Here is a 17,906-nt window from a genome sequence, read left to right as displayed (position 1 = left end):
CGCGAGCTTGCATAATCTTTGCGAAGTTGAAATTGGCGGCGTCTGACCTTTGCCTTTGCTTTTGCCTTTGCCCTTGCTCTTCAACTGCGATGGAACAGACGACGCCCAAGTCCCCTTCAGGAGGCCGAGTGGAATCACCGTGGAAGGGGTTGAGCGGCATGGATGCCGCGAGAGCCGTGATTGGCCAGGGATGGCCCTTCACGGCGTGCCCCTGTAGCGGTGATGGAGCGAGGGAACCCCGGCGCAGCCGGGGCCGGATGAACGGGGTGCCCTTCTCTTTGGTTACTTTCTCTTGGGCAAGCAAGAGAAAGTGACTCGCCCGTAAGGGGCGAAACCGAGACGAAAGATCGACACGCTAACGGATAGTGCCAAGTCATCGACAGCTAACATGTAATTGCCAGTCCGGTATCAAGCGCATCTTCCCCGCGAGAACGCGAAGAACCATAAAAAAGCCCCGAAGCATCGACTTCGGGGCTGAGGAGGGTCGGCAGGGCTGCCGACCGGGGGAGAGAAGCTTCAGGCCTGAGGCTGCCAGCCGCCACCCAGTGCCTTGTAGATCGCGACGATGCCGCTGTATAGCTCGACCTCGGCCGCGGCCTGGGCGTCTTCGGCGGCCAGGCGCTCACGCTCGGCGTCCAGCAGGACGAGGAAGTCCACCGTGCCCTCGCGATAACGGATCGCCGCCTGATCGGCAGCCGCGCGGCTGGCTTCCGCCTGGCGCACCAGGGAAACCAGGCGCTGCTGGCGTTTGGCGTAGTCGCTGAAGGCGTTTTCCGATTCCTCCAGCGCCAGCAGCACCTGCTGTTCGTACTGCGACAGCGCGCCGTCGGCCTCTGCCTCGGCGCCGCGCAGGCGTGCTCGTACGCTGCCCAGGTCGAAGGCCGCCCAGCTGATGCTCGGCGCTACACCCCAGGCGCGCGCGGCCGACGAACCCAGCTGCGAGCCGCGCCCGGCGGTAAAGCCGAGAAAGCCGGAGAGGCTGACCCGCGGGAACAGATCCGCCGTCGCCAGGCCGACCTCGGCCGTGGCCGCCGCCAGCTGCCGCTCGGCCGCCTGGATATCCGGGCGACGGCGCAGCAGTTCGCTCGGGTTGCCGATGGGCAAGGCCTTGGCGATCACCGGCAGGGGTTTGGGCGACAGGTCGATCTGCAGCTGTTCCGGGCGCTGGCCGAGCAGGGTGGCGATGCGGTTCTGCGCACGTACCTGCTGCGCCTGCAGTTGCGGCAGGCTGGCTTCGGTAGCGGCCAGGCGGGCATCGGCGCGCAGCACGTCGAGTTCGGTGCCGACGCCAGCGTCACGCAGCTGCTCGGTGATGGCGCGCGAATCCTGCTGGTTCTTCAGGTTCTCGCGGGCGATGCTTTCGCGCAGTTGCGCGCCACGCAGGGTGCCGTAGGCGTCGACCAGTTCGGCGATCAGGCTGACCTGCAACTGGTAGTAGTCGGCCTCGGCCACTTCGATGCGCGCTTCACTTGCTTCCAGTTGGCGCTGGATGCGGCCAAACAGGTCGAGCTCCCAGGCCATGTCGAGGCCCAGGTCGTAGCGTTCCTGACGGATGCGCTCGTCCGTGGTCGGCGGCTGCTGCGCCTTGCCGAACTCGCCACTGGCGCGGCTGGTGACGGTGGGCAGGCGGTCGTTGGCCACGTCATCGCGGATTGCCCGGGCCGCACGCAGGCGGTTGAAGGCCACGCGCAGCTCGCGGTTGTCCTGCAGCGAACGCTGCACCAGCTGGTTCAGCGTCGGGTCGTCGAACTGCTGCCACCAGGCGGCTTCGAAACGGCTGCGGTCGTAATCGGCCGCCTCCAGCGCGGCAATGCGCGCGGGGTCGGTCACGGGCGCTCGATAGTCCGGGCCGACGGCGCAGGCCGCCAGTGCCAGGGTCAGGAGAGCGGGGGCAAAGGCTTTCATGCATGCGACTCCTGCAGGCGGGCGGCTTTGCGGGCTTCGCGTTTTTCGACGAAGCCGCGGATCAGGACATAGAACACCGGAGTCAGCAGCAGACCGAAGAAGGTCACGCCGATCATCCCGGAGAACACCGCCACACCCATGGCATGGCGCATCTCGGCGCCCGCACCGCTGGACAGCACCAGCGGCACCACCGCCATGATGAAGGCGATGGAGGTCATCAGGATCGGGCGTAGACGCAGGCGGCAGGCTTCCAGCACCGCTGCGACGCGGTCGAGACCCTCTTCCTGCTTCTCCTTGGCGAACTCGACGATCAGGATGGCGTTCTTGCAGGCCAGGCCCACCAGCACGATCAGGCCGATCTGGGTAAAGATGTTGTTGTCCAGCCCGGCGATGATCACCCCGGTGATGGCGGTGAAGAGCACGATCGGCACGATCAGGATCACCGCCATTGGCAGGCTCCAGCTTTCGTACTGGGCGGCCAGCACCAGGAAGGCCAGCAGCACGCACAGCGGGAAGATGAAGATCGCGGTATTGCCGGCGAGGATCTGCTGGTAGGTCAGATCGGTCCACTCGAAGGTCATGCCGATCGGCAGTTCCTCATTGAGCAGCTTGGCGATGGCCGCTTCGGCCTGGCCCGAGCTGTAGCCCGGCGCGGCGGCACCGTTGATCTCGGCGGTGAGGAAGCCGTTGTAGTGCATCACCCGATCGGGACCTGCGCTGTCATCGACCTTGACGAAGGTCGACAGCGGCACCATTTCGCCACGGTTGTTGCGCACCTTGAGCTGGCCGATCTGCTCCGGCTCCAGACGGAACTGCTGGTCGGCCTGGACGTTGACCTGGTAGGTGCGGCCGAAGCGGTTGAAGTCGTTGGCGTACAGCGAGCCCAGGTACACCTGCAGGGTGTCGAAGATGTCGCTGATGGCCACGCCGTGGGTCTTGGCCTTTTCGCGGTCGATGGCGGCATCGACCTGCGGCACGTTGACCTGGTAGCTGGTGAACACCGACATCGGGTTCAGCTCCGGCAACTGGCGGGCCTTGTTGAGGATGTTCTGGGTCTGCGTGTACAGCTCTTCATAGCCGAGGTTGCCACGGTCCTGAATCTGCAGGCGGAAGCCACCGATGGTGCCGAGGCCCTGTACCGGCGGCGGCGGGAAGATGGCGAGGTAGGCCTCCTGAATCTCACCGAACTGGCCGTTGAGCTCGGCAGCAATGGCGCCGGCAGACATGTTTTCGTCCTTGCGCAGGCCGAAGTCCTTGAGCGTGACGAAAACGATGCCGCTGTTCGGGCTGTTGGTGAAACCGTTGATCGACAGACCGGGGAAGGCCACGGTGTTTTCCACGCCCGGATGCTTGCTGGCGATTTCGCTCATGCGCTTGATCACCGTTTCGGTGCGGTCGAGCGTCGCCGCGTCCGGCAGCTGGGCGAAGGCCACCAGGTACTGCTTGTCCTGCTGCGGCACGAAGCCGGTCGGGGTGCTGGAAAAGCCCAGGTAGCCGAGTACCAGCAGGCCGCCGTAGATCAGCATGGCGATGCTGCTGCCACGCAGCACGCGACGTACGGTGCCGACGTAACGGTTGCTGGCGCGCTCGAACATGCGGTTGAACGGGTTGAACAGCCAGCCGGCGAACAGCCTGTCGAGCAGGCGCGAGAAACCATCCTTCGGCGCGTGATGGTCCTTGAGCAGGATGGCGGCGAGGGCTGGCGACAGGGTCAGCGAGTTGATCGCCGAGATCACCGTGGAAATGGCGATGGTCAGGGCGAACTGCTGGTAGAACTGGCCCGAGAGACCGGAGATGAAGGCCGTCGGCACGAACACGGCGCACAGCACCAGAGCGGTGGCGACGATGGGGCCGGTCACCTCCTTCATGGCCTGGCGGGTGGCCTCGACCGGGGATTTGCCCAGGGCGATGTTGCGCTCGACGTTTTCCACCACGACGATGGCGTCGTCCACCACGATACCGATGGCCAGCACCAGGCCGAACAGCGACAGGGCGTTGAGCGAGAAGCCGAACATGTGCATGACCGCGAAGGTGCCGATCAAGGAAACCGGTACGGCAGCCAGGGGGATGATCGAGGCGCGCCAGGTCTGCAGGAACAGCACCACCACCAGCACCACCAGCACCACGGCTTCGAGCAGGGTGTGCACCACCGCCTCGATGGAGCCACGGACGAAGATGGTCGGGTCATACACCACTTCGTAGTCCATGCCCTGCGGGAAGGACTTCTTCAGTTCGGCCATGCGCTCGCGCACCGAGTCGGAAATCTCGATGGCGTTGGAGCCGGGGCGCTGGAATACCGGGATGGCCACGGCCGGCTGGTTGTTCAGCAGCGAGCGCAGGGCGTACTGGTTGGAGCCCAGCTCGACGCGGGCGATGTCGCGCAGACGGGTAATCTCGCCGTTGTCGCCGACGCGGATGATGATGTTCTCGAACTCTTCCTCGGAAACCAGGCGGCCCTGGGCGTTGATCGACAGCTGGAAGCTGTTGCCGGCATCGGAAGGCGGCGCGCCGAGTGCACCGGCGGCGACCTGACGGTTCTGTTCGCGAATGGCGGTGACCACGTCTGTGGCGGTGAGCCCGCGCGAGGCTACCTTGTTCGGGTCGAGCCAGACGCGCAGCGAGTAGTTGCCCATGCCGAACAGCTGCACGTCGCCAACGCCGTCCAGGCGCGCCAGCTCGTCCTTGACGTTGAGCGCGGCGTAGTTGGACAGGTAGAGCATGTCGTAGCGCTGATCCGGCGAGGTCAGGTGCACCACCATGGTCAGGTCCGGGGAGGCCTTGTCCACGGTCACGCCGAGACGCTGCACTTCGGTGGGCAGAGTCGGCATGGTGCGGGTGACGCGGTTCTGCACCTGCACCTGGGCATTATCCAGGTCGGTGCCGAGGGCGAAGGTCACGGTCAGCGTCAGGCGGCCGTCGATGGTCGACTGCGACGACATGTAGAGCATGCCCTCGACGCCGACGATGGCCTGCTCCAGCGGCGAGGCGACGGTTTCACCGATCACCTTGGGGTTGGCACCGGGGAAATCGGCACGCACCACGACGGTGGGCGGCACCACTTCCGGGTATTCGCTGATCGGCAGCTGGAACAGCGAGATGGCGCCGCCGATCAGGATCAGCAGCGACAGCACCGCGGCGAAGATCGGCCGCTGGATGAAGAATTGCGAGAAATTCATGGGTCTTTCCTCTGGGCGCGGGCTGGATCAGCCGCGCGGCGAGCGAGCTTCGATTTTTTCGGCGGCGATACGCGGGGCCTGGCTGCCGTCGACGGCCTGGCGCATGCGGGCCAGCTGTTCGAGAGTGCTGTCATCGGCCATGGACACCAGCTGCGGGTCGACGGTGGCGCCAGGCATGGCGCGCTGCAGGCCGTTGACCACGATCTTCTCGCCCTTGCTCAGGCCGCTACGGACGATGCGCAGGCCTTCGAGCTTCGGCCCCAGTTCGATGGAGCGATAGGCCACGGCATTGTCCTCGCCCAGCACCAGCACGTACTTCTTGCCCAGATCGGTGCCGACCGCTTCGTCCTTGATCAGGGTGGCGGCGTAGGGCTTGCTGCCCACCAGCTTCAGGCGCGCGTACAGGCCGGGGGTGAAGCGACCGTCCTGGTTGTCGAACACGGCGCGACCACGAATGGTGCCGGTGCGCGGGTTGACCTGGTTGTCGAGAAAGTCCAGCTGGCCCAGGTGCGGGTGGCCGGCTTCATCGGACAGGCCCAGGTACACCGGGCTGGCGCCACGGGCGTCGGCACCGGACTCGCGGGCCAATTGCACGTACTTGAGGAAGGCACGCTCGTCGGCATCGAAGTAGGCGTAGACCTTGTCGGTGGAGACCACCGAGGTCAGCAGGCTTTCGCCGGCGCCGACCAGGTTGCCTTCGGTGATCTCGGCGCGGCTGACGCGACCGTCGATGGGCGCCGTGATGCGGGTGAAGCTGAGGTTGAGGCGGGCGTTTTCCAGCTCGGCGGCGATGGCTGCTACCTGAGCCTGGGCTTCGGTGGCGGCGCTGGCACGAGCATCGGCCAGTTCCGCGGAGATGGCGTTGCTCTGCCGCAGGCGTTCGCCGCGGCGGGCTTCGTTGGCGGCGCGCGCCTGGTTGGCACGGGCCTGCTGCAGCTGGGCTTCGAGGCGCTTGACCTCGGCCTGGAACGGACGCGGATCGATCTGGAACAACAGATCGCCTTTCTTCACCAGGGCACCTTCGTTAAAGGCAACGCGGTCGATGTAACCGGAGACGCGCGGGCGGATTTCGACGGATTGCGGCGCTTCGAGACGCCCGGTGAACTCATCCCATTCGTTGACCGGCTGCTCGATCACCTCGGCCACGCTGACCTTGGGTGCCGGCATCTGTACCTGGGTCTGCGCTGCCTGTTCGCAACCGCTGAGAGCGAGGGCTCCGGCGAGGGCGAGGGGGAATATCCAGATGTTCTTGTGACGCTGTTCCATGGGTGACTCCGCCAGACGGATTTGTGGATGGGCGGAGTCTGCTGCGCGGCATGGCCAGCGACGAATCGAATGCCATGAAATTGAATATCAGCGTTAATGATTATTGGCAGCTCATGGCGATGCCGCAGGCCGCTGTGCCAGCCGGAGCGTGGATGGCGCCAGCGCCGAGCACCGTGGCAAAAATGCTAACGCAATAGTCGGATTCGATAAGAAATCGTTGGTTCCAGCCGAAAACGATAACGAACGGGTGCCAGCACGCCCGATGAGCGGCGTGCGGCAGGGCGCTTACAGGCTGTCCGGATCGCCGCAGAACATCTGGATGCGCGAGCGCAGCCAGCGTTCGGCCGGGTCGTTGTCCTGGGCACCGCGCCAGGCCATGTGCAACTCGAAGGAAGGCGTTTCCAGCGGAAGTTCCTCGGCGCGCAGGCCGCCGGCCGCGGTCAGGGCCGCTGCCGTGTAGTCCGGCACGCTTGCAACGATGTCGGTTTCCGCCAGCAGGCTGGCCAGGCCGTTGAACTGCGGTACCGCCAGTACCACATGGCGTTTGCAGCCGACCTTCTCCAGTTCCTCGTCGATGAAGCCGGTGAGGTCCCCTGCGTAGGACACCAGGGCATGGGGGCGAGCGCAGTAGTCCTCGAGGCTCAGCGCGCCGGGAACGGTGTCGGCGCGCAGCAGCTTGGCCTTGCTGCGGCGCAATACCTTGCGCTTGGCATTGGCCGGCAGTTCCTCGGTGTAGGCCACGCCCACGGAGATTTCCCCGGAAGCGAGCAGCCCGGGCATCATCAGGTAGTTGGTCCGGCGAATCACCAGCACCACGCCGGGCGCCTCGGCGCGCAGGCGGCGAAGGAGGGCGGGGAGCAGGGCGAATTCCACATCATCGGACAGGCCGATGCGAAACACCGCCTTGCTGGTGGCCGGGTCGAAGTCGGCGGCGCGGCTGACGGCGGTGGAAATCGAGTCCAGCGCCGGCGAGAGCAGGGCGAAGATTTCCTGCGCGCGCGGCGTCGGCTCCATGCTGCGGCCGGTACGCACGAACAGCGGGTCGTCGAACAGGGTGCGCAGGCGGGCGAGTGCGGCGCTGATGGCCGGCTGGCCGAGGAACAGCTTCTCTGCGGCCCGGGTCACGCTGCGCTCGTGCATCAGGGTTTCGAAGACGATCAGCAGGTTGAGGTCGAGGCGACGCAGGTCGTTGCGGTTCATCCGAATACCATCCGAGGGATACGGGCCTTGTCAGCACGGCGTGGCAATGAGAGCCTTTGCCCGGGCAATAGTACGGGCAGTGTGTGGCGGATTGAAAGACGCCGAATCACTGACAGGCATGAAGACTATCGATAGAGTCTGATAGTGTCGCCGCCGCACAGCGGATAGAGTCCACAGTCATTGAAGTGTTAATCCGCGATCAAGCTCGAGGTAAACGATGTCCCGCATGATCCGTTTTCATAAGTTCGGCGATGCCGATGTGCTCCAGTACGAGGAGGTTCCCACGCCCGTGCCCGGCCCGGGTGAGGTGCTGGTGCGCGTGCAGGCCGTCGGCCTGGGCTGGAAAGACGTGCTGTGGCGGCAGAACCTGGCTGCCGAGCAGGCCAAGCTTCCGTCGGGCATCGGCTTCGAACTGGCCGGCAGCGTGGCCGCGCTGGGCGAAGGCGTCAGCGACTTCGAAGTCGGCATGGCCGTGGCCGGCTTTCCGGCTGCCACGCCGAACCGTTATCCGACCTGGGGCGATCTGGTACTGATGCCCAGCCACGCCCTGACCCGTTACCCCGAGGTGCTCAGCCCGGTCGAAGCCAGCGTGCATTACAACAGCCTGCTGTTCGGTTACCTGGCGCTGGTCGACCTGGCGCACCTCAAACCCGGTCAGCACGTGCTGATCACCGAGGCCAGCCACTGCATCGCGCCGCAGACCGTGCAACTGGCCAAGGCGCTGGGTGCCAAGGTGATCGCATCCACCGGCTCGGCCGATGATCGCGAGTTTCTGCGCGGGCTCGGCGCCGACAAGGTGATCGTGACCGAGGAGCAGGACCTGGTGCTGGAAGTCGAGCGTTATACCGAAGGCAAGGGCGTCGAGGTGATTCTCGACCAGTGCGCCGGCCCGCAGATGAAGCTGTTGGGCGATATCGCCGCGCCGCGCGGCAAGCTGATCCTGTACGGGATCAACGGCGGCAACGACACGGCGTTCCCGGCCTGTGCGGCATTCAAGAAACACCTGCAGTTCTACCGTCACTGCGTGCTGGACTTCACCGGCTGCCCGGAGCTGGGCATCGAGCCCAACAACGAGGCGGTGCAGCGCGCGCTTACCCACATCAACCAGATGACCGCCGACCGCCTGCTGACGCCGGTGATCGACAAGGTGTTCGCCTTCGATGACTTCGTTGCCGCTCACCGCTACATGGAAACCTGCCCGAATCGTGGGCGAGTGGCGCTGCAACTGGCCACGGATTAAAGTCCGTGGCCTTGCGGTCGCTATATCCAGCAAGCCTACCGTTCGTTCAAGGATCGTTTCATGAGTCTCGTCACCGGTGACGCGCTATCGCTGTTGTTGTTTCGTCTGCATAGCGGCAGGTTGCTGGGGATCAACCTGCTCAAGGTCAACGAGATCATTCCTTGTCCGCCCCTGACCAAGCTGCCCAATCGCCATCCGCACGTGCGCGGCATCGCCACGCTGCGTGGTTCGGCACTGACGGTGATCGACTTGGCGCGAGCCATCGGCGAGCGTGGTGCGGCGGATGCGGACGACGGCTGTCTGATCGTCACGGAGCTGAGCCGCTCGCGTCAGGGCCTGCACGTGAAAAACGTCGAACGCATCGTGCAATGCTCCACCCGTGACGTGCGCCCGCCACCCGCGGGTGCCGGCAACCGCGCCTTCATCACCGGGGTGACGCAGATCGATGGCGCCATCGTGCAGATCCTCGATATCGAGAAGGTGCTGCACGACATCGCACCGGCGCTCGACGAGGCGCCTCTCGACGGCCTGCTCGAGAGCAAGGACCAGCAACTGCTGCAGGGGCGCCGAGTGCTGCTGGTGGACGACTCCCAGGTAGCGCTGCAGCAGACCCTCAACGTGCTGCGCCAGCTCGGCCTCGACTGCACGGCCGTGCGCAGCGCCCAGGCGGCCCTGCAGCAGCTGCATGACTATCAGCAGGCCGAGATGCCGTTCGAGTTGCTGGTGTCGGATATCGAGATGCCGGAGATGGACGGCTATAACCTGGTGCGGGAGATCCGCCGCAGCGCCGATATCGCCGCCACCTACGTGCTGCTGCATACCTCGCTGGACAGCACCATGAATACCGAAAAGGCCCGCTCGGTGGGCGCCAACGCGGTGCTGACCAAGTTCTCCTCGGTGGACCTGACCCAGGCACTGCTGGACGCCTTCCGGCAGATGGACGGACGCCCCTGAGCAGGACGAGCAAGCGCAGGCAGGCAAGGCATCCGTGATGTGATGCGGATCATGAAGGTTCTCACTTCGCTGTGAATACAGTTGGAATTTCTATCGATTGAGCTGTCTATCAATCGACGACGGTTTGCGCCCTGGTGGGCTGCGGCCGTATCGACATTTCCAACTAGAAAATCTTCAGGTCACTGCGAAAATGGATGTTCTCTCCGAGTTCTTCGAGCGCACTAGCCTGCAAGGGCGACTGTTATTCGCCGGCCCGGTAGACGGTACCCTGCTGCTGGACAAGCCACCCGGCATGGCCTTCATTCACGTGATCGAGCGCGGTGCACTGGACATGGTGCACTCCGACAAACCGCGTATCGCGATCAGCCAACCCAGCGTGCTGTTCTGTCCCAGCTGCTGCTGCTATAAGCTGCGCGCGCACGAGCCAGGCGGCGTGAACCTGATCTGCGCCTCGTTCCAGTTCGGCCGTTACGGGCAGCAGCCATTCGAGCTGGGCCTGGAGGAAACCCTGGTGTTTCCGCTGAGCGCCCTGGAGCAGCTGGGGCCGGTGATCGGCTCGCTGGTCAACGAGTTCCGCACGCCAGCCCCTGGACGCAGCAAGGCGCTCAACCTGCTGTTCGAGTACGTCTTCGTGCTGCTGGTGCGGCGTGCGGTGAACGAGGGCCGTATCACCAGCGGTCTGCTCTACGCCCTGCAGGACAGCCAGTTGGGCCCGGCGCTGATCTGCATTCACCAGGAGCCGCATTTGCCCTGGAGCGTCGAACGTCTGGCCGAACTGGCCAACATGTCGCGCACCAAGTTCGCCGCGCTGTTCAACGAGGTCATGGACATGACGCCAATGGCCTATGTCACGGCCTGGCGCATGAAGGTGGCGCAGGATCTGCTGCGCGAAGGCAAGCCGATCAAGGTGATTGCCGATGCGGTCGGCTACGGATCGCAGGCGTCGTTCTCGCGCAGTTTCGCCCAGCAGGTAGGGCAACCGCCCGGGGAATGGCTGCGCGGTGAAGGGCAGATCATGCCGGCGAAGCTGCAGGTGCAGATCTACCGTGACGAGCCTCAGGCCCAGGGCGGCTGACGCCCCGGGCCTTATTCATCGCTCAGGCCACGACGGGAATCAGCGGGTCGGCTGCGGCCAGGGCGATGTCGCGCGTGGCCTGCGGCGGGTAGATCCACTGCGTGTTGATCTGGGTTTTCAGCTCCTTGGCTTCCTTGCCGGTCAGTACCACCTTGCGCTCCCAGCCCTCGCTGAACACCGCGCCCCAGGCGCCCAGATCGAGGCAGGTGACGTACTTGGGCTGGCTGTAGGGAAGCGGCTGTACACCGAGCAGATCGGCTGCGGCGTTGTTGCCGGCTGAGCGGCCCAGGGCGATGGCGTGCTGGCAGGTCATCAGCGCGTGGTTGCCCAGCTCATCCACCGCTGCGTAAGCCGTATCGCCGGTGGCGTAGATGGCGTCCTGACCCAGTACCCTGAGGTGACGATCCACGTGCAGGCGGCCAAAGGCGTCGCGCTCGCCGTCGATCTGCTGGGTCAGCGGCGAGGCCTTCACGCCGACGGTCCAGACCACGGTGCTGGCTTCGATTCGCTCGCCGTTGTCGAGTTGCACACCCTGTTCATCGACCCTCGATACCGGGCTGCCAAGCTTCCAGGTCACCCCGAGCGTATCGCTGGCCTCGGCGATCACCGCGGCGATCTGCTCGCCCATGACGCTGCCGAGCTGCGTTGCCATGTCGACGACCATGACGCGAATATCGACCTCGTGACCGAGAATGGCGCGCAGGCGTGCCGGCATTTCCATGGCCGTTTCGATCCCGGTGAAACCACCGCCCACCACTACCAGGGTATTGCGCGCCGGGCTGCCTGGCCGATGACGCAGGCCTTGCAGATGCGCTTCGAGCTGCTGCGCGGACTCCAGGCTGTCGACGTCGAAGGCGAACCGGTCGATGCCGGCCAGCGGCGGGCGGGCGACCTGGCTGCCCGAAGCGAGGATCAGCCGATCATAAGCCAGGGTCGACTGCTCGCCTGAGGCGCTGCGGTAGAACACCAGCCTGTTCTGCGCATCGATACGGGTGGCGCAGCCCTGCACGAACTGCACGCCGACCGCGTCGAACAGCGGGCCGAGCGGGGCTACGGTGGTCGTCAGGTCGGCTTCATAAAAGCGCGGGCGCACGCGCAGCTCGGCTTGTGGGGCGAGCAGGGTGACGCCGATGTCCAGGCGCTGATGCCGGTCCAGCAGGCGCATGGCGCTCAGTGCGCTCCACATGCCGCCGAAGCCGGCGCCGATGATCAGGATTCGCTGTGTCATGTCGTGGTTATCCGTAGTGAGGTAGGGATCGTTGGCTGACTACGGAGTGGATTTTGTCGCTGGCTTGGATCAGGGGATTGATCCAATATTCGCCTAAATGAATGATCCACTTTGGAGCTGACATGCCACTCGAAAAAGCTGCCCCGCAAGTGCTCTTTCTGCCGTTGGGAACCCCGGAGGCCGGGGTCAGCCTGCAGGGTTGGCTGTATGAGTCGCTGCGCGGCGCCATTCTCGGCGGGCGTCTGCCGGCTGGTAGCAAGCTGCCCAGTACCCGGGCCATGGCCGAGCACTATGGCCTTGCGCGCGGAACGGTGCAGGCGGCTTATCAGCAGCTGCTCTCCGAGGGCTATCTGCAGGCGCGGACCGGCAGCGGTACGCGCGTCAGCGAGGTACTACCGGATCCGACCCTGAATGCCGGCTACGTGCGGCGCAAGGTGGTTGCCAAAAGCGTGGAGCAACGTGTTGCTCCACGGACGCCATGGCTGAGCAAGCTGGCCGAGATCGAGCCGATCTTCTCCCGGCGTGCTGCGCCTGGCGGTCTGCTTCCGTTCTTTCCGCATCGAGGAGACATCAAGGCCTTTCCCATCGACCTGTGGCGCAAGCTGCATACGCAACAGCTGCGCAGTTCACGGCTGTCGCTGTTGCTCGACGCCGACCCGGCAGGCTTGCCCGCGCTACGCGAGGCCATCGCCGGCTACCTCGCCATTGCCCGCGGCGTGCAGGTCTCGGCGCAGCACATCGTGGTGCTCGGCAGCGTGCAGCAGGGCCTGGATATCTGCCTGCGCCTGCTCGCTCCGGGCGACTCGCAGGTATGGATGGAAGACCCTGGCTACCCCGGCGCCAGGCAGCTGATGGAGATTTCCGGCGTGAACCGTGTGGAGGTGCCGGTAGACCGCTGCGGCCTCAGGGTGGAGGAGGGGCTGCGTCTGGCGCCGGGCGCTCGCCTGGCCTATGTCACACCGTCACGTCAGGCACCGCTGGGCGGCGAGCTGTCGCCGGCCCGGCGTCTGGCCTTGCTGCGCTGGGCAGCGGAGCAGGGCAGCTACATCTTCGAGGATGACTACGACAGCGAGTACCGCTTTATCGCCAAGCCCATTCCGGCGCTGCGTTCGATGGCGGGTGCCGAGCAGTCGGTGATTCTCGCCGGCACCTTCAGCAAGCTGCTGTTCCCCTCGATTCGCCTGGCCTATCTGGTGCTGCCCGAGCATCTGATCGAGCCTTTCACCCGCGCCGCGGCACTGATGTCGCGGCATGCCAACAGCCTGGCTCAGGCAGTACTGGCCGATTTCATCGACGAGGGGCATTTCGACCGCCACGTGCGACGCATGCGCAAGCTCTACACGTCGCGTGCCGAGGCCTTTGCCGAGGCGGCGCACAGGCACTGGCAGGGGCTGATCGAGGTGCCAGAAATTCGTGCGGGCATGGATATCGCCTGCCGCCTGCTGGTGGGGAACGAGCAGGACGCTTTCGCCCGCTTGCGAGCAGCCGGCGTCGACGCGCTGCCCCTGGCCAGTTACCGCGTGGCCCCGCGTGATCCGGGACTGGTGATGGGCTTTGCGCCCTACGAGGAGCGGGCCATCGATGAAGCGGCCCGAGCCGTTGCTCGGGCCTTGCGCAACTGAGTGAACGCGGCCCCGGAGCAATCCGGGGCCGCGGCCATCAGAGGATGCTCAGCGGGTATTCGACGAACGCGCGAATCTCGTTGAGATCCGGCCCTACGTCGGTGCTGGAGCGGTAGATGGAGTTACGCAGGCGCAGGTGCAGATCCTTGGCTGCACCACTCTGGATGGTGTAACCGATCTGGTTGAAGACCTCGCGTTCGGTGCCGTTGTTGTCACTGCCGGTATCGATGTTGTCACCGCGCACGTAGGCGAACTTGTAGCGCAGGCCCGGAACGCCGTACTGGGCGAAATCCAGCTCGTAGCTGGCTTGCCAGGAGCGCTCGTCCTTCAGGTTGAAGTCCGAGTAATAGGAGTTGGCCAGGTAGATGCTGGCGCCGCCATCGCCATAGTCATAGGCGAAGCCGGCATCGCCGGTGTTGCGCTGGTGGGCGAGGATGAAGGCGTGGGCACCGATGCTGTACTTGGCTGCCAGGCTCCAGATGGTGTTGCGATCGCCCTGGCCATCGCCGCCGAGATCGATTGCGGCTGTCGAGCCGGTGTCGTACTTGGTGCGATAGAGGTTGAAGTCGAAATTGAGCGCCTGATCGGCCGCCAGCGCCAGGCTGTAATTGAGGTTGGCGTAGTAGCGCTTGTACATGTCCTCGAGATCGGCGTGATAGACCGCCAGGCTCAGGTCATCGCTGACGGCGTAGCTGCCGCCGAGCACGTCGATGCTCTTGAGGCGGTTGGGGTCGCGCGCCGAGTCGCCCATCGGGCTGTCGGCAGTGAAGCGGCCGGCATTCAGTTCCAGCCCCTCGATCTCGTTACTGGTCACCAGCGTGCCGGTGAAGGACTGCGGCAGCAGGCGGCTGTCGTCATGAGCCAGCACCGGCAGGGAAGGGAACTGGTTGCCGTACCTGATCACGGTGTTGGAGACGCGCAGCTTCACCGCGCCACCGGCCTGGGAAAGCTCATCGACCGGATGGCCGTCATCGTAGGTGTCGAAGAAGGCGCGATAGTTGCGGCCACGACCGCTGTCGAGCTTGACCCCGAGCAGGCCGAAGGCATCGACGCCGAAACCGACGGTGCCCTGGGTGAAGCCGGACTCGAAGGTGGCGATAAAGCCCTGGCCCCAGGTCTTGGCGTCGTTGGTGTTGTCCTTGTAATCGCGGTTGAAGTAGGCGTTGCGCAGCAACAGATCGAGGTTGGCGTCCTCGATGAACCCCTTGGCTTCGGACTGGCTGCTGGCGTGCGCCAACTGCCCGCCCAGCGCGAGGCTGCAAGCCAGCGCGAGACAATGCTTCTTGTACATGGTTGCTCCCGGTGTTGGTGTGCTGTTCTGAACGTGCCTCACAGCGAGGTGAGGCCCGGCCCAGAGGGCGCGCCTAGAGTTATCACCCGGCCTGTCGATGCACTATTCGAGCGGATTGATGACCACTATCAACCACTTCAATGCGCTGTTGCGGGCGTTCGGCGATAGGCTTCTCGCCGATGAAGATTCCAGGGGCGGTGGCTTTGCAACACTCACCGAAGCTCTCGCCTTGGCTCCACTTCATCTCCTTTGGTTAAGACGACTTGTGGCCGCCTGGTGATCCAGTGCGGCCTTTTTTCGTCTTTTCCGGTCCGCCGCGCGTCGGTGTCAGCCAACCTCATACTCGGTACGTTCGCCCCGGGGTATGCGCTTCTGATCGCTGCTGCAGGATGCATTGCCTGGGAGGAATCAGGTGCGGTGGTTGAGGCGTTTGGCCAGACGGTCGCCGCTGAACTGGATCAGGCTGACCAGCACCACCAGGGCGACGATCACGGTGAGCATCACCTGGCTGTCGAAGCGCTGGTAACCGTAGCGGTAGGCCAGGTCGCCAAGCCCGCCGGCACCGATGGCGCCGGCCATGGCCGAGGAATTGATCATGGTCACCAGGGTGATGGTGAAACCGCCGACGATGCCCGGCAGGGCCTCGGGTAGCAGCACGTGCCAGACGATATGCCAGCGCCGGCAGCCCATGGCCTGAGCCGCTTCGATCAGACCGTGGTCAACCTCGCGCAGGCTGACTTCGGCGATACGCGCGAAGAACGGCGTGGCAGCGATGGTCAGCGGCACCACGGCGGCCCAGACGCCATAGGTGGTGCCGACGATCAGGCGGGTGAAGGGGATCAGCGCCACCATCAGGATCAGGAACGGGATCGAGCGGAACAGGTTGACGATGGCGCCCAGCACCTGGTTAAGCCGCGGCGCCTCGAAGATGCCGCCCTTGCTGCTGGTGACCAGGAACACCGCCAGCGGAATGCCGGCCAGCAGCGCCAGCAGCGACGAGACGCCGACCATCAGCAGGGTATCGAGCAGGCCTTGCCAGAGGCGTTCAAGCAGCAGTGACATAACCCAGTACCTCCAGGTGATCGGCCAGCGGCCGCAGGTTGTCGAGCAGGGTGGGGTGGTCGAACGGCGACTGGTCGACGGCGAGGATCAGGTGGCCCACCGCATGGCCCTGGATCTGCTCCAGGCTGGCGTCGAGCAGCGTCACGCGGCCGCCCAGTGCCGCGCCGATGGCCGGCAGGTCCGGCTCCAGGCCGCTGCCGGTGAAGTGCAGGCGCAGGATCAGATCGTCCTCAGGGCTCGCGCGCTCGCTGTGCAGGCGTTCCTGCAGACGCGCCGGCAGGGCATGCTGCAGTGGCGCGAGCAGGGTGCGCGTCACCTCGTGGCGGGGAGAGCCGAACACCCGCCACACCGGCCCCTGCTCGACCACTTCACCATGCTCCAGCACCACCACGCGGTCGCAGATCTCGCGAATTACCGCCATCTCGTGGGTGATCAGCACCACGGTGAGGTTCAGGCGCTGGTTGATCTCGCGCAGCAGGCCGAGGATCGACTGGGTGGTTTCCGGGTCCAGCGCGCTGGTGGCCTCGTCGCACAGCAGTATCTGCGGGTCGTGCACCAGGGCGCGGGCGATGCCCACGCGCTGTTTCTGCCCGCCGGACAGCTGCGCCGGGTAGGCCGCGTGCTTGTTTTCCAGACCGACCAGTTCGAGCAGTTCGCGCACCTTGCGCTGGCGCGCTTCGCGCGGCACGCCGGCCACCTTCAGCGGCAGCTCGACGTTCTGCCACACGGTCTTGGCCGACATCAGGTTGAAGTGCTGGAAGATCATGCCGATGCGCCGGCGCAGGGCGACCAGTCGATCCTCGTCGTACAGGGCGATGTCGATGCCGTCGATCAGCACCCGACCGCTGGAGGGTTGCTCCAGGCGGTTGATGGTGCGCAGCAGCGAGGACTTGCCCGCGCCGCTGCGGCCGATGATGCCGAACACTTCACCACGGGCGATGGCCAGGTCGATGTCGCGCAGCGCCTGTACCGGGCCGTGGGCGCCCTCGTAGGTCTTGCCCAGATTGTCGAAGCACAGGTGCGCGTCGAGGTGCTGGCTGGCCTGTGCAGCCTGCTGCAGATGAGGATCGAAGCCGCTCATCTCAGCTTTCCCAACCCGGCTGATAGAGATTGCCGTGAGCCTTGTCCAGGGCCGCGCGCACGGCCGGGGAGTGCTGGTAGATGTCGATGAACTTGAGCAGGCGGGCATCCTTGGCCTTGGCCGGCTGGGTGACGAACTGGATGATGTACTCGGGATTGTCCAGGCCGTCGAACAGCAGTGCGGAGGCCGGATCGAAGGTCTTGGCCAGGCGGATGTAGGCCGGATAGCCCTGGACCACGTCGACTTCCTCGTAGGCGCGTACCAACTGCACGGCTTCCAGCTCGATAATGCGGAGGTTCTTCGGGTTGGCGGTGATGTCCTGCAGAGTGGCCTTATAGCCGACGTCCGGTTTCAGTTCGATCAGCCCGGCCTTGCGCAGCAGTTGCAGGCCACGTCCGCCATTGATCGGGTCGTTGGCGATGGCCACCTTGGCGCCGTCCGGCAGGGTGGAGAAGTCCTTGTGCTTCTTCGAGTACAGGCCGACGTTGTTGAGCACGCCGCGTGCTACCGGCACCAGGTCATAGCCGCCTTCGGACTTGGCGTTTTCCAGGAAGGGGATGTGCTGGAAGTAGTTCACGTCGATGTCGCCGTTGGCCAGGCTGACGTTGGGCGCGATCCAGTCGGTGAATTCGATCAGTTCGACTTCCAGGCCCTGTTTCTTCGCCTCGGCCACCGCCACTTCGAGCGGCGGGGCGAAGGCGGCGGTGGTGCCGAGTTTCAGGGCCGGTTCGGCCAGCGCCAGGCTGCTGGCGGCGAGCAGGGTGCCGAGGGTCAGGGTTTTCAGGGTCTTGAGCATGATGGCGTCC

The 17,906-nt window shown here is 65.0% G+C and carries 15 protein-coding genes; 6 read left to right on the top strand and 9 right to left on the bottom strand.

The genetic code is table 11. The features are described 5' to 3' along the window. Positions 1-516: 516 nt before the first annotated feature. Genes BLS61_RS16125 through mexE form a run of 3 tightly spaced genes read right to left on the bottom strand, consistent with a single transcriptional unit; the run spans position 517 to position 6,347 of the window. Positions 517-1,905 (bottom strand): efflux transporter outer membrane subunit, encoded by a 1,389-nt coding sequence (locus tag BLS61_RS16125; RefSeq protein ID WP_090432498.1) that lies wholly within the window; start codon positions 1,903-1,905, stop codon positions 517-519. Continuing rightward, complete coding sequence (locus tag BLS61_RS16120) at positions 1,902-5,081, bottom strand: efflux RND transporter permease subunit (RefSeq protein WP_090432496.1); 3,180 nt, start codon at positions 5,079-5,081, stop codon at positions 1,902-1,904. Before BLS61_RS16120 ends, BLS61_RS16125 begins: the two co-directional genes overlap by 4 nt. A 27-nt stretch (positions 5,082-5,108) precedes the next feature. Then, the gene (gene mexE / locus BLS61_RS16115) at positions 5,109-6,347 is read right to left on the bottom strand and encodes a multidrug efflux RND transporter periplasmic adaptor subunit MexE (RefSeq protein ID WP_090432494.1); all 1,239 of its coding nucleotides are present in this window, start codon (positions 6,345-6,347) and stop codon (positions 5,109-5,111) included. A gap of 50 nt (positions 6,348-6,397) precedes the next feature. On the opposite strand from mexE, the gene BLS61_RS23690 reads away from it, so the two are divergent. Further along, entirely contained in the window at positions 6,398-6,544 is a 147-nt protein-coding gene (locus BLS61_RS23690) for a hypothetical protein (protein ID WP_167358741.1), read from the top strand. A gap of 88 nt (positions 6,545-6,632) precedes the next feature. On the opposite strand, the gene BLS61_RS16110 is transcribed toward BLS61_RS23690, so the two are convergent. Continuing rightward, complete coding sequence (locus BLS61_RS16110; RefSeq protein ID WP_090432492.1) at positions 6,633-7,547, bottom strand: LysR family transcriptional regulator; 915 nt, start codon at positions 7,545-7,547, stop codon at positions 6,633-6,635. Between the two features lie 217 nt (positions 7,548-7,764). On the opposite strand from BLS61_RS16110, the gene BLS61_RS16105 reads away from it, so the two are divergent. From BLS61_RS16105 to BLS61_RS16095, 3 genes are all read left to right on the top strand, one after another. Continuing rightward, positions 7,765-8,787, top strand: coding sequence for a zinc-dependent alcohol dehydrogenase family protein (locus BLS61_RS16105; protein ID WP_090432490.1), 1,023 nt, complete (start codon positions 7,765-7,767; stop codon positions 8,785-8,787). A 60-nt stretch (positions 8,788-8,847) separates the two neighbouring features. Further along, positions 8,848-9,741: a chemotaxis protein CheV gene (locus tag BLS61_RS16100; protein ID WP_090432487.1), complete on the top strand. Its 894-nt coding sequence runs from the start codon at positions 8,848-8,850 to the stop codon at positions 9,739-9,741. Positions 9,742-9,931: 190 nt separating this feature from the next. Beyond that, positions 9,932-10,816, top strand: a complete 885-nt coding sequence (locus tag BLS61_RS16095; protein ID WP_090432485.1) for a helix-turn-helix transcriptional regulator — start codon at positions 9,932-9,934, stop codon at positions 10,814-10,816. Between the two features lie 22 nt (positions 10,817-10,838). Here BLS61_RS16095 and BLS61_RS16090 read toward each other — a convergent pair whose 3' ends face one another. Beyond that, a complete protein-coding gene (locus tag BLS61_RS16090; protein WP_090432484.1) occupies positions 10,839-12,044 on the bottom strand; it encodes an NAD(P)/FAD-dependent oxidoreductase in 1,206 nt (401 codons plus the stop codon). A gap of 122 nt (positions 12,045-12,166) precedes the next feature. On the opposite strand from BLS61_RS16090, the gene pdxR reads away from it, so the two are divergent. Then, the gene (pdxR, locus tag BLS61_RS16085; RefSeq protein ID WP_090432482.1) at positions 12,167-13,666 is read left to right on the top strand and encodes a MocR-like pyridoxine biosynthesis transcription factor PdxR; all 1,500 of its coding nucleotides are present in this window, start codon (positions 12,167-12,169) and stop codon (positions 13,664-13,666) included. A gap of 37 nt (positions 13,667-13,703) precedes the next feature. On the opposite strand, the gene BLS61_RS16080 is transcribed toward pdxR, so the two are convergent. Continuing rightward, positions 13,704-14,957 (bottom strand): OprD family porin, encoded by a 1,254-nt coding sequence (locus tag BLS61_RS16080; protein WP_090432480.1) that lies wholly within the window; start codon positions 14,955-14,957, stop codon positions 13,704-13,706. Positions 14,958-15,075: 118 nt separating this feature from the next. Here BLS61_RS16080 and BLS61_RS23685 point away from each other — a divergent pair, with 118 nt between their 5' ends. Further along, entirely contained in the window at positions 15,076-15,237 is a 162-nt protein-coding gene (locus BLS61_RS23685) for a hypothetical protein (protein WP_167358740.1), read from the top strand. A 128-nt stretch (positions 15,238-15,365) separates the two neighbouring features. Here BLS61_RS23685 and BLS61_RS16075 read toward each other — a convergent pair whose 3' ends face one another. Genes BLS61_RS16075 through BLS61_RS16065 form a run of 3 tightly spaced genes read right to left on the bottom strand, consistent with a single transcriptional unit; the run spans position 15,366 to position 17,899 of the window. Continuing rightward, positions 15,366-16,019 carry a methionine ABC transporter permease gene (locus tag BLS61_RS16075; protein ID WP_167358739.1) on the bottom strand — a complete coding sequence of 218 codons (654 nt, stop codon included), beginning with the start codon at positions 16,017-16,019 and terminating at the stop codon, positions 15,366-15,368. Further along, positions 16,003-17,100 (bottom strand): methionine ABC transporter ATP-binding protein, encoded by a 1,098-nt coding sequence (locus tag BLS61_RS16070; protein WP_090432478.1) that lies wholly within the window; start codon positions 17,098-17,100, stop codon positions 16,003-16,005. The genes BLS61_RS16075 and BLS61_RS16070 overlap by 17 nt, the downstream gene beginning before the upstream one ends. A 1-nt stretch (position 17,101) precedes the next feature. Continuing rightward, entirely contained in the window at positions 17,102-17,899 is a 798-nt protein-coding gene (locus BLS61_RS16065) for a MetQ/NlpA family ABC transporter substrate-binding protein (RefSeq protein ID WP_394328150.1), read from the bottom strand. Positions 17,900-17,906: the final 7 nt, after the last annotated feature.

The sequence above is a fragment of the Ectopseudomonas guguanensis genome (assembly GCF_900104265.1).
GTDB classification, from domain to species: Bacteria; Pseudomonadota; Gammaproteobacteria; order Pseudomonadales; family Pseudomonadaceae; genus Aquipseudomonas; species Aquipseudomonas guguanensis.
Note: the sequence above shows the minus strand (reverse complement) of the source record. Positions and strands in the feature narration are given on the sequence as shown.

Bases quoted from the DNA above. Each gene is read 5' to 3' on its own strand.
- BLS61_RS16105 (WP_090432490.1), top strand. From the start codon at position 7,765: ATGTCCCGCATGATCCGTTTTCATAAGTTCGGCGATGCCGATGTGCTC.
- BLS61_RS16120 (WP_090432496.1), bottom strand. From the start codon at position 5,081: ATGAATTTCTCGCAATTCTTCATCCAGCGGCCGATCTTCGCCGCGGTG.
- BLS61_RS23690 (WP_167358741.1), top strand. From the start codon at position 6,398: ATGGCCAGCGACGAATCGAATGCCATGAAATTGAATATCAGCGTTAAT.
- mexE (WP_090432494.1), bottom strand. From the start codon at position 6,347: ATGGAACAGCGTCACAAGAACATCTGGATATTCCCCCTCGCCCTCGCC.
- BLS61_RS23685 (WP_167358740.1), top strand. From the start codon at position 15,076: ATGACCACTATCAACCACTTCAATGCGCTGTTGCGGGCGTTCGGCGAT.
- BLS61_RS16080 (WP_090432480.1), bottom strand. From the start codon at position 14,957: ATGTACAAGAAGCATTGTCTCGCGCTGGCTTGCAGCCTCGCGCTGGGC.
- BLS61_RS16110 (WP_090432492.1), bottom strand. From the start codon at position 7,547: ATGAACCGCAACGACCTGCGTCGCCTCGACCTCAACCTGCTGATCGTC.
- BLS61_RS16075 (WP_167358739.1), bottom strand. From the start codon at position 16,019: ATGTCACTGCTGCTTGAACGCCTCTGGCAAGGCCTGCTCGATACCCTG.
- BLS61_RS16100 (WP_090432487.1), top strand. From the start codon at position 8,848: ATGAGTCTCGTCACCGGTGACGCGCTATCGCTGTTGTTGTTTCGTCTG.
- BLS61_RS16070 (WP_090432478.1), bottom strand. From the start codon at position 17,100: ATGAGCGGCTTCGATCCTCATCTGCAGCAGGCTGCACAGGCCAGCCAG.
- BLS61_RS16125 (WP_090432498.1), bottom strand. From the start codon at position 1,905: ATGAAAGCCTTTGCCCCCGCTCTCCTGACCCTGGCACTGGCGGCCTGC.
- BLS61_RS16090 (WP_090432484.1), bottom strand. From the start codon at position 12,044: ATGACACAGCGAATCCTGATCATCGGCGCCGGCTTCGGCGGCATGTGG.
- pdxR (WP_090432482.1), top strand. From the start codon at position 12,167: ATGCCACTCGAAAAAGCTGCCCCGCAAGTGCTCTTTCTGCCGTTGGGA.
- BLS61_RS16095 (WP_090432485.1), top strand. From the start codon at position 9,932: ATGGATGTTCTCTCCGAGTTCTTCGAGCGCACTAGCCTGCAAGGGCGA.